3 protein-coding genes are annotated in these 11,672 nt (G+C 72.0%); all 3 read left to right on the top strand.

Annotated elements, in window-relative coordinates; translation table 11 throughout:
• The first annotated feature begins 368 nt into the window (after positions 1-368).
• Positions 369-1,817: a DUF763 domain-containing protein gene (locus tag LRX76_RS17995; protein ID WP_231807008.1), complete on the top strand. Its 1,449-nt coding sequence runs from the start codon at positions 369-371 to the stop codon at positions 1,815-1,817.
• Positions 1,818-2,775: 958 nt separating this feature from the next.
• On the top strand, positions 2,776-11,364 hold the full coding sequence (locus LRX76_RS17990) for a glycoside hydrolase family 94 protein (protein WP_231807009.1): 8,589 nt from the start codon (positions 2,776-2,778) through the stop codon (positions 11,362-11,364).
• The gene (locus LRX76_RS17985) at positions 11,361-11,591 is read left to right on the top strand and encodes a hypothetical protein (RefSeq protein ID WP_231807007.1); all 231 of its coding nucleotides are present in this window, start codon (positions 11,361-11,363) and stop codon (positions 11,589-11,591) included. The genes LRX76_RS17990 and LRX76_RS17985 overlap by 4 nt, the downstream gene beginning before the upstream one ends.
• Positions 11,592-11,672: the final 81 nt, after the last annotated feature.

The raw sequence follows: 11,672 nt of genomic DNA, 5'->3' as shown, positions 1-11,672 counted from the left end.
TGGGGCGTTACCGGTAACGCCCCATCGCGACTGAAGTCGCTCCTACAGGTGACTCTCGCTTAGTGCCATTGCCGAGCCACGACGACCGACCGGCACCTGCCGTATCCGTCCTGAGACCGCGGACAGGCTCCAAGGCTGACCCAGCCCCACGCGCGGGAGCGACGATCGGACACCAGTGCGCGACAGCGGGAATGGCGGCCTGGCGGGATCGGCGGCCTGGTTGGCGCGTGCGAGCCATGCCCGGTGCCGATGGAACCCGGGTGCGCCGCACGCCGGCCGCGTCGGGCCGGCCTGAGCGATTCATCCGCATCTCGCAGGCTGAGATGCGCCTGCGCGATCATGTGCGCCATGTATTGCGGAGTTTCCCGATGAGCCGACGCGGCGGCAGTGCCGATCTTCCCCTGCATGGCGGGCGCGTGCCGGCGTGGCTGGGCCAGCGCATGACCCGGCTGGGCGCGGTGATGTGCCAGGCGATCGTGCATGCCTATGGCCGCGACGAACTGCTGCGGCGGCTGGCGCATCCGTTCTGGTTCCAGTCGTTCGGCGCGGTGATGGGGATGGACTGGCATTCCTCCGGCATCACCACCAGCGTGATCGGCGCGCTCAAGCGCGGGCTGGCGCCGCTGGCCGGCGAACTGGGCATCCATGTCTGCGGCGGCCGCGGGCGCCATTCGCGGGCCACGCCGGACGAACTGCTGGCGGTGGGCGAACTCACCGGCATCGACGGTGCGGCGCTGGCGCGCGCCAGCCGGCTGGTGGCCAAGGTGGACAGTGCGGCGGTGCAGGATGGCTTCGACCTGTACCTGCACGGCTTCATCGTCAGCGACGATGGCCGCTGGGTGGTGGTGCAGCAGGGTATGAACGGCGCCCGCAAGCAGGCGCGCCGCTACCACTGGCTGTCGGAAGGGCTGGAGAGCTTCGTCGATGCGCCGCACGCGGCCATCGACGGGCCGGGGCAGGGACGCATCGTCAACCTGGCCGACCACCGCGCCGCGGCCGCGCGCGAGGCGCAGGTGGAACTGCTGCGGCAACTGGCGCCGGAGGCGATCGCGCGGGAGTTCGTGAAGCTGGAGGCGGCGCAGGAAGACGCCCGGGACAGGACTGCTCATTCGCTGGATCGAAGCCGGGCGCCACGCCGCGATGGCGGGGCGAGGCACGGCCCGGCGCCTGCAGCGGTGGAGGCCATGCCGGTGACCGGCGACCTGTTCGGCGGCGTGCCCGCGACCGACCCGGCGCCGGAGTTGCAGCCCTGGCATCCGCACGGCCAGCCGCACCTGTCGATGGCCGATCACCACGACGTGCGCAGGCAGGACGTGGTGGTGCGCCGGCTGCACGGCGCGCTGGCGGCGGCGGCCGAGTGCGGGCCGCAGGACTTCGCCGAACTGCTGCAGGTACCGGGCGTGGGGGCGCGCACGGTGCGGTCGCTGGCGATGGTGGCCGAGGTACTGCACGGCACGCCGTGCCGGTTCAGCGATCCGGCGCGCTTCTCGCTGGCGCATGGCGGCAAGGACCGGCATCCGTTCCCGGTGCCGACCCTGGTGCTGGACCAGACCATCGGCGTGCTCAAGACGGCGCTGGCGCAGGCCAGGCTGGGCAACGAGGAGAAACTGGAGGCGATCCGCCGGCTGGATGCGCAGGCGCGGCGGCTTGAGGCCACGGCCAGCGGGCCGTCGGTGGAGGAGTACATCGCGCAGGAGCGGCTCGACTCGCATCGGTACGGCGGGCGCAGCGTGTTCGGCTGGGAGCCGGCGCCGCAAGCGCAGCCGCAGGACGAGTGGATGCCGGCACCGTCGGCCGGCAGGCGCGTTCGAGGCTGAGGTCCGGCGCCCTTCCGGGTTGCGTGTCCTTGTAACCCAGGATGTGGCTTGCGCGCTGGACCTTGCTTCTCGTCATCACTTCTCGTTATTCCCGCGAAAGCGCACTGCAGTCCGGGGAAGTTTCATCGTTGGAATACCGAGTGTCTGGAACGCAAGGCTCTCGGCGTGCCAGGGTACCCTCGGAACTCGGACCGAGGCTTGCGCACTGAGCCTTGCTTCTCGTCATCCCTACTTCTCGTCATTCCCACTTCTCGTCATCCCCGCGAAAGCAGGGATCCAAGGACTTCCGCGCAGACCGAGGCAACGTCCATGGGCTCCCGCTTGCGCGGGAGCGACGACCGGAGTTTTCCCCGGATAGCAGTGCGCGAAGGCGGAGATCCAGGGACGTCCGTGCAGTTCGAAGCAAAGTCCATGGGCTCCCGCCCCGCCTTCGCCGGGGCAGGCTCTGCGCGGGAGCGACGGATTCACTATTCCGAATGCGAGCCACACCACTCCGGCCGACAGTTGTCCGGTCCAGCTTTTTTCTCCGGACATTACTGCGCTTCCGCAGGGATGACGTCGGGGAAAGGATGTGAACGCCGCGCAGGGGCGGTCGCTTTCAACACGGCGAGCGATCCTTGCCGATATCTATCGAAGGAACCCGGAGTCCGGCTGTCCACCCGCTATGCCGCGCCGCTCCCGCGAGGGTTGCTTGGCGGCCGGGGAAGACATCGCCCATCCTCATCCCCGTTCGCGGTTTCACGCCGGTGTTCGCCGCCGGATGCTAATGCTGGAACCAGCGCAGGCGCCGCACGCCTGACAGGAACCGAAAATGCCTGCCCCTCGGCGCTCTTTCAGCAGATGGCTGCGTTGGTATCTGCGTGGTATTTCCGCCGCGCGCGTCGCTTCGCGCGGGCAAGCGCAGCGCCGGCCGGCGGTCGAGGAGCCGCTGCGGGCGCAATTGTTCAGTGCCGAGCAGATGGCGTTGCACGGCGAGGCGCTGGCGCGTGCGCACCGGCTGGGCACGCGCCCGGTGCCGGAACGGCTGCTGGCGCGACTGAAGCAGAACGAGGACGTGCTGGCGCAGGCGCTGGCGCTGCTCACGCGCATGGTCCAGGACGAGGTGCGCATCACCCCGGCCGGCGAGTGGCTGCTGGACAACTACTACCTGGTCGAGGAACAGATCCACATCGCGCGCCGGCATCTGCCGCAGGGCTACAGCCGCCAGCTGCCGGTGCTGGACGGCGGCGCATCGGCCGGGCTGCCGCGGGTCTACGACCTGTCGATGGAGGCCATCGCCCACGGCGACGGCCGCATCGATGCCGAGAGCATCGGCCGCTTCGTCGCCGCCTACCAGCGGGTGACGCCGCTCAAGCTCGGCGAGCTGTGGGCGATCCCGATCATGCTGCGGCTGGGCCTGATCGAGAACCTGCGGCGGGTGGCGGCGCGGGTGATGCGCGATGGCCGCGACCACCGCCTGGCCAGCGAGTGGGCCGAGCGGCTCAACACCACCGCGGCGAAGGACCCCAAGAGCGTGGTGCTGGTGGTCGCCGACATGGCGCGCTCGTCGCCGCCGCTGACCGGCGCCTTCGTCGCCGAGCTGACCCGCGGGCTGCACGGCCGCGGCGGGGTGCTGGCGATGCCGGTGACTTGGGTCGAGCAGTGGGTGGCCGACAGCGGCCATCGCATCGACGACCTGGTGCATGACGAAAGCCGGCAGCAGGCGGCCGACCAGGTGTCCATAAGCAACAGCATCGGCAGCCTGCGCATGCTCGCCAACGTGGACTGGCGCGAGTTCGTCGAAGGCACCAGCCTGGTCGAGCGGCGCCTGCGCGGCGACCCGGCGGGCATCTACGCGCAGATGGACTTCAACACCCGCGACAGCTACCGCCATGGCGTGGAGAAGATCGCCCGGCTCGGTGGCGTCAGCGAGACCGAGGTGGCGGACTGCGTGCTGAGGCTGGCGCAGACCGCCGCCGCCGGCGGCCAGACCCATGTCGGCTACTACCTGGTCGACGATGGCCTGCCGCACACCTGCAACGCCGTGGCGATGCTGGCCGGCGCGCGCGGGCCGCCGCGACTGCGGCCGCGGCGGGTGCCGCTGCCGCTGTACCTGGCGCCGATCGCGCTGCTGGCGGTGCTGGCCACGTTGGGCCTGTTGCAGCAGTGGCAGGGCCTGCCCGGCGACGGCGTACCGATCTGGCTGTGGGGACTGTCGGGCGCATTGGCGCTGCTGGCCTTCAGCGAGATGGGCATCACCCTGGTCAACTGGGCGGCGACGCTGCTGGTGACGCCGCGGCCGCTGCCGCGCATGGATTTCTCCAAGGGCATTCCGGTTGCCGCGCGCACGCTGGTGGCGGTGCCGAGCATGCTCGGCAGCACGCAGGCGGTGGACGAGCTGGTGGAAGGGCTGGAGGTGCGCTTCCTGGCCAACCGCGACCGCCACCTGCATTTCGCCCTGCTGACCGATTTCCTCGATGCCGACACCGAAACCCTGCCCGGCGACGCGCCGCTGCTGGCGCATGCGCTGCGGCAGATCCAGGCGCTGAACCAGCGCTACGCGCCGGAGAGCGGCGACCGTTTCTTCCTGCTGCACCGGCCGCGCCGCTGGAATGCCGGGGAGAACAAGTGGATCGGCCACGAGCGCAAGCGCGGCAAGCTGGCCGCGCTCAACCGGCTGCTGCGCGGCGGCCTGCGCGAGGGCGCCGCGGAGGCGGATTTCATGCAGATCGCCGGCGACACCTCGGTGCTGCGGCAGGTGCGCTACGTGATCACGCTGGATTCGGACACGCGGCTGCCGCGCGATGCGGCGCGCGAGTTCGCCGCCACCCTCGCGCACCCGCTCAACCACGCCCGCTTCGACCCGCGGCTGCGCCGGGTGACGCGCGGCTACGGCATCCTGCAGCCGAGCGTGGGCAGCAGCATGGGCGGGCGCGGCTCGCACTATTCGCGCCTGTTCGGCAGCGAGCCGGGCATCGACCCGTACACGCGCACGGTCTCTGACGTGTACCAGGACCTGTTCGGCGAAGGCTCGTTCGTGGGCAAGGGCATCTACGACGTGGATGCGTTCGAGCAGGCGCTGGAAGGCCGGCTCCCCGACGACCGCATCCTCAGCCACGACCTGCTGGAAGGCTGCTACGCGCGCGCCGGGCTGGTCAGCGACGTGCGCCTGTTCGAGGACTATCCGACGCGCTACGCCGCCGACGTCAAGCGCCGCGCGCGCTGGATCCGCGGCGACTGGCAGCTGCTGCCTTGGCTGCTGCCGTGGGTGCCGCGCGCCGGCGGCGGCCACGAGCGCAACACGCTGTCGATGCTTTCGCGCGGCAAGCTGCTGGATAACCTGCGCCGCAGCCTGGTGCCGGCCGCCGCCACCGCGCTGCTGGTGCTGGGCTGGGCGCTGCTGCCGCAGCCGCTGGCGTGGACCGCCTGGCTGCTGTCGCTGTGGCTGTTGCCGGTGCTGCTGCCGGCGTTCTACGAGGCGGTGTGCAAGCCGCTGGACATGGACTGGCGCACCCACCTGCTGCAGGTCGGCCATGCCGCCGCGCGGCAGCTGCAGCGGGTGCTGGTGGTGCTGGCGTGCCTGCCGTACGAGGCGTTCTACAGCCTGGCGGCGATCGCGCGCACGCTGTGGCGAATGGCGGCGCGGCGGCGTCTGCTGCAGTGGAATCCCTCCAGCGAGGTCGAGCGCAGCCTGGGCAGCGGGATGGGCGCGGAACTGCGCGCGATGGCGCCGGCGGCGCTGTTCGCGCTGGCGCTGGCGGCGCTGCTGTGGCGGCTGCAGCCGGCGGCGCTGTGGGTGGCCGCGCCGCTGCTGGCGCTGTGGCTGCTGTCGCCGGCGCTGATGGCCTGGCTGGGATGGCCGCTGCGGCGGCGGCAGTCGCTGCTGTCCGGTTCGCAGCGCGCCTTCCTCGGCCGCCTGGCGCGGCGCACCTGGGCGTTCTTCGAGGTGCACATCCGCGCCGAGGACCACTGGCTGCCGCCGGACAACGTGCAGGAGCATCCCAACCTGGTGGTGGCGCGGCGCACCTCGCCGACCAACATGGGGCTGTCGCTGCTGGCCAACCTGGCGGCCTACGACCTGGGCTACCTGCAGGCCGGGGAGGTGATCGACCGCACCGCGCGGGCGCTGGCGACGATGGAATCGCTGCCGCGCCACCGTGGCCACTTCTATAACTGGTACGACACCGAAACCCTGCAGCCGCTGCCGCCGCACTACGTGTCCACGGTGGACAGCGGCAACCTGGCCGGCCACCTGCTCACCCTGCGCCAGGGACTGCTGGCGCTGGCGCAGGCGCCGCTGCTGGGCGCCAGCACCTTCACCGGCCTGCGCGACACGCTGGGCGTGCTGCGCCGCGCCTGGCGCAACGAGGGGCGCACCGACGCGGTGATCGACCCGGCGCTGATGGCATTCGGCGAGCAGCTGGCGGCGCTGCGCGCGGTGCCGCCGCGCTCGCTGGCCGATGCGCAGGCCGCGCTGGAGCGGCTGGCGCTGCTGGCAGCGGAGATCGCGCAGGCGTGGCCGCCGCCGCCGGCCCCGGACGAACGGCTGCCGGAGGCGGAGGAGCCGCACTGGCCGCAGGCGCTGGACCAGGCCTGCCGCGCGGCGCTGGCGGAACTGCGCTTCCTGCAGCCGGAAGGGGACGCGGCGCTGGCGTCGGTCTCGCCGCTGGACATCGCCGACCTCGGCCAGCTGGCGAGCCGCGGCAGCGGCGAGGCGGCGACGCGTGCCCGCGCGCGCATCCACCAGCTGCACCGGCTGGCGCACGTGGCCGGGCAGCTGTCGCTGATGGAGTACGACTTCCTCTACGACCGCGCGCGGCGGCTGCTGGCGATCGGCTACAACGTCGACGAGCGCCGCCTGGACCAGGGCTACTACGACCTGCTGGCCTCGGAGGCGCGGCTGGCCAGCTTCGTCGCCATCGCCCAGGGCCAGCTGCCGCAGGAGAACTGGTTCGCGCTGGGACGGCTGCTGACCGAGGTCGAGGGCGAGGCCACGCTGCTGTCGTGGAGCGGCTCGATGTTCGAGTACCTGATGCCGCAGCTGGTGATGCCGGCCTATGCCGACACCCTGCTGGAGCAGACCTCGCGGCATGCGGTGAACGCGCAGATCGCCCACGGCGCGCGCCACGGCGTGCCGTGGGGCGTGTCCGAGTCCGGCTACAACGCGGTCGACGCGCGGATGAACTACCAGTACCGCGCCTTCGGCGTGCCCGGGCTGGGGCTCAAGCGCGGGCTCGACCAGGACCTGGTGATCGCGCCCTACGCCAGCGTGATGGCGCTGATGGTGGCGCCGGAAGCGGCGTGCCAGAACCTGCAGCGGCTGGCCGAGCTGGGTTTCGGCGGGCGCTTCGGCCTGTACGAGGCGATCGACTACACCCCCGGGCGGGTGCCGCCGGGCCAGGAGCACGCGGTGGTGCGCTCGTTCATGGCCCACCACCAGGGCATGGGCTTCCTGGCGCTGGACTACCTGCTGCGCGACCAGCCGATGCAGAAGCGCTTCGCCGCCGACGCGCAGTTCCAGGCCACCTTGCTGCTGCTGCAGGAACGCATCCCGCGCACCGGCATCTTCCATCCGCAGGCGGCCGAGACCGCGCGCGTGCGCGCCGCCGCGGCCGAGGGCGAGGCCGAGACGCGGCTGCGCGTGTTCCGCAACCCGGGCGCCGCGCGGCCGGCGGTGCAGCTGCTGTCCAACGGCCGCTACCACGGCCTGCTCAGCAGCGCCGGCGGCGGCTACAGCCGGCTGCGCGACATGGCGGTCACGCGCTGGCGCGAGGACCTCACCCGCGACCACTGGGGCAACTTCTGCTACCTGCGCGACGTCGCCAGCGGCGACTTCTGGTCGGCCGCGCACCAGCCCACCTGCGTGCCGGTGGAGCAGTACGAGGCGATCTTCTCCGACGCCCGCGCCGAGTTCCGCGGCCGCCGCCGCGGCTACGACACCCACCTGGAGATCGCCATCTCCGCCGAGGACGACATCGAGCTGCGGCGGCTGCGCATCGGCAACCGCTCGCGCCACACGCGCACCATCGAGATCACCACCTACGCCGAGGTGGTGCTGGCGCCGGCGATCGCCGACGAGATGCACCCGGCCTTCAGCAACCTGTTCGTGCAGACCGAGATCGTGCGCGACAAGCAGGCGCTGCTGTGCACGCGGCGGCCGCGCTCGCAGGAGGAGGTCGCGCCGTGGATGCTGCACCTGGTGGCGGTGCACGACGCCGACATCGACGCCATCTCCTACGAGACCGACCGTGCGCGCTTCCTCGGCCGCGGCAACACCCCGCGCGCGCCGCAGGCACTGCTGGGCGACGCCGCGCTGTCGGACAGCGCCGGCTCGGTGCTGGACCCGATCGTGGCGATCCGCTGCCGCATCGTGCTGGCACCGGAGCAGAGCGCGGTGATCGACATGGTGTTCGGCGTCGGCAGCGACCGTGCCGCCTGCGCGGCGCTGATCGACAAGTACCGCGACCGCCGCCTGGCCGACCGCGTGTTCGACCTGGCCTGGACCCAGAGCCAGGTGGTGCGCCGCCAGATCAACGCCTCGCAGGCCGACGCGCAGCTGTACGAGCGCCTGGCCGGGGCGATGGTGTACGCGCATCCGTTCCTGCGCGCCGATCCGGAGGTGCTGCTGCAGAACCGCCGCGGCCAGTCCGGGCTGTGGGGCCACGCCATCTCCGGCGACCTGCCGATCGCGCTGCTGCAGATCGCCGACGTCGACAACATCGAGCTGGTGCGGCAGATGGTGCAGGCGCATGCCTACTGGCGGCTCAAGGGCCTGCATGCGGACCTGGTGATCTGGAACGAGAGCCAGGCCGGCTACCGGCAGCAGCTGCAGGACCAGATCCTGGGCATGATCTCCACCGACGCCGATTCCAACGTGCTCGAGCGCCCCGGCGGGATCTTCGTGCGGCCGGTGCAGAACATCTCGCAGGAGGACCGCGTGCTGCTGCTGTCGGTGGCGCGGGTGATCGTCAGCGACCAGCGCGGCACGCTGGCGGCGCAGGTGGGCCGGCACGTGCCGCCGGAACTGCGCGTGGCCGAGCTGCTGCCGCAGGTGCCGGCCGCCGGGACGGCCGCGCCGGAGCCGATGCCGGAAGTGGCCCGGGAGGCCGGCGCGACGCTGGCGGACGATGCCGGCGCCGGCCTGTTCGACAACGGTACCGGTGCCTTCGCCGCCGATGGCCGCGAGTACGTGATCATGCTGCGCGAGGGCGCGGCCACGCCGGCGCCGTGGGCCAACGTCATCGCCAACGCGCAGCTGGGCTGCGTGCTCAGCGAGAGCGCGCCGGGCTACACCTGGTTCGAGAACGCGCACGAGTTCCGGCTCACGCCCTGGCACAACGACCCGGTGTCGGACACCGGCGGCGAGGCCTTCTACCTGCGCGACGAGGACAGCGGCCGGGTCTGGTCGCCGACGCCGCTGCCGTGCCGCGGCCGCGGCGACTACCGCATTCGCCACGGCTTCGGCTACAGCGTCTACCAGCACGTCGAGGACGGCATCGCCAGCGAGCTGTGGGTGTTCGTGGCGCTGGACGCGGCGGTCAGATTCTCGCTGCTGAAGCTGCGCAACCTCGGCACGCGCCCGCGGAGGCTCTCGGCCACCGGCTACGTCGAATGGGTGCTGGGCGACACCCGCGGCAGGACCCAGATGCACGTTGTCACCGAGATGGACGGCGACGACGGCCCGGTACTGGCGCGCAACCCCTACAACACCGAGTTCGGCGGCCGTACCGCGTTCTTCGACGTCGATGCCGATGCGTGCAGCTTCAGCGGCGACCGCGGCGAGTTCCTCGGCCGCAACGGCGACCTCGGCGATCCCGATGCGCTGCGCCGCGAGCACCTGTCCGGCCGGCTCGGCGTCGGCCTGGACCCGTGCGCGGCGATCCAGGTGCCGTTCGAACTGGCGCCCGGGCAGGCGTTCGAGACCACGTTCCGGCTCGGCGCCGGCAGGGACCGCGCGCAGGCCGTGCAGCTGGCGCGGCAGGTGCGCGGCAGCGAGGCCGCCCATTCCGCGCTCGATGCGGTGCGCGCGCACTGGCTGGACGTGCTCGGCGGCGTGCAGGTGGCCACGCCCGATCCCAGCGTGGACCTGCTGGCCAATGGCTGGTTGCTGTACCAGACCCTGGCCTGCCGCTACCTGGCGCGCAGCGGCTACTACCAGTCCGGCGGCGCGTTCGGCTTCCGCGACCAGCTGCAGGACACGATGGCGGTCGTGCACGTGGCGCCGGCGCTGGCGCGCGAGCACCTGCTGCTCAGTGCCGCGCACCAGTTTCCGCAGGGCGACGTGCTGCACTGGTGGCATCCGCCGCTGGACCGCGGCGTGCGCACGCGCTGCTCGGACGACTACCTGTGGCTGCCGCTGGCGGCCTGCCGCTACCTGCAGGCCACCGGCGATGCCGGCGTGCTCGACGAGCCGGTGGGCTATGTCGAGGGCCGCCTGGTCAATGCCGACGAGGAGTCCTACTACGACCTGCCGGTCGCCTCGTCGCTGCGGCAGCCGCTGTACGACCACTGCGTGCGCGCACTGCGCCGCGGCAGCGAACTGCTCGGCGAGCGCGGCCTGCCGCTGATCGGCACCGGCGACTGGAACGACGGCATGAACCGGGTGGGCGAGGACGGCCGCGGCGAGAGCGTGTGGCTGGGCTTCTTCCTGTTCGACGTGCTGCAGCAGTTCGCCGTCGTGGCCCGCGCGCGCGGCGATGCCGGCTTTGCCGGCTACTGCGAGCAATCGGCGCAGCGCCTGCGCGAGAACCTGGACGCGCACGCCTGGGACGGTCAGTGGTACCGCCGCGCCTGGTTCGACGACGGCACCCCGCTGGGCTCGGCGGGCAATGCCGAGTGCCGGATCGATTCGATCTCGCAGAGCTGGTCGGTGCTGTCCGGCGCCGGCGACCCGGAACGCGCACGGCAGGCGATGGCCTCGCTGGACCGGCACCTGGTCAGGCACGAGGCCGGGCTGGTGCAGCTGCTGGAGCCGCCGTTCGACCGCGCCGGCAAGGGCGACGACTACCGCGATCCGGGCTACATCGCCGGCTACGTGCCCGGCGTGCGCGAGAACGGCGGGCAGTACACCCATGCCGCGGTGTGGGCGGCGATGGCGTTCGCGCAGCTGGGCGACGCCGCGCATGCCTGGGAGCTGGCGCGGATGATCAATCCGATCAACCATGCCCGCGACGTGGACGAGGTGGCGCGCTACAAGGTCGAGCCCTACGTGCTGGCGGCCGACGTCTATGGCGTGGCCCCGCATGTCGGCCGCGGCGGCTGGACCTGGTACACCGGCTCGGCCGGCTGGATGTACCGGCTGCTGACCGAATCGCTGCTCGGCCTGCAGCGCGACGGCGACACCCTGGCGCTGCGCCCCTGCCTGCCGGCCGACTGGCCCGGCTACGCGCTGCGCTATCGATTCGGCACCAGCACGTACCGGATCGAGGTCGAGCAGGTCGATGCGGACGCCGGCGGGGCGGCGTCGCTGCAGGTGGACGGCAGTGACCGCGAGGGTTTCGCCTTCCGCCTGCTGGACGATGGCGGCGAGCACCACGTGCGGGTGCGCTGGCCGAGGGCCGCGTCGTGAACCGGCGCGCGCAGCTCGACGCCGAACTGCGGCACATGGCGCGGATGCTGCCGCCCTGGTGCGAGCACCTGCGCGATCCGGCGCAGTTCTGGCCGCAGTTCACCCGCCTGGCCGGCGAGATCCTGGCGCGCGCCGATCACCGCGACCAGGCCTATGCGCGGCGTGTGCTGGACGCGCTGCTGGCCAGGAACGGCATGCGGGCCGGCACGCGGCGACACCATCATTAGCCGGAGCCTGCATCGGGACAGGCAAGCGCCTGCAGCGTTCCAGCACGGCATTCCCGCACCCGATTAGCGCCGCGTGTTTCC

Origin of the sequence: Stenotrophomonas sp. MMGLT7, from assembly GCF_021168555.1 — a bacterium.
Taxonomy (GTDB): domain Bacteria; phylum Pseudomonadota; class Gammaproteobacteria; order Xanthomonadales; family Xanthomonadaceae; genus MMGLT7.
The sequence above is the reverse complement of the archived record's forward strand: the minus strand, read 5'-3'. Positions and strand labels throughout refer to the sequence as shown.

Bases quoted from the DNA above. Each gene is read 5' to 3' on its own strand.
- LRX76_RS17995 (WP_231807008.1), top strand. From the start codon at position 369: ATGAGCCGACGCGGCGGCAGTGCCGATCTTCCCCTGCATGGCGGGCGC.
- LRX76_RS17990 (WP_231807009.1), top strand. From the start codon at position 2,776: ATGGCGTTGCACGGCGAGGCGCTGGCGCGTGCGCACCGGCTGGGCACG.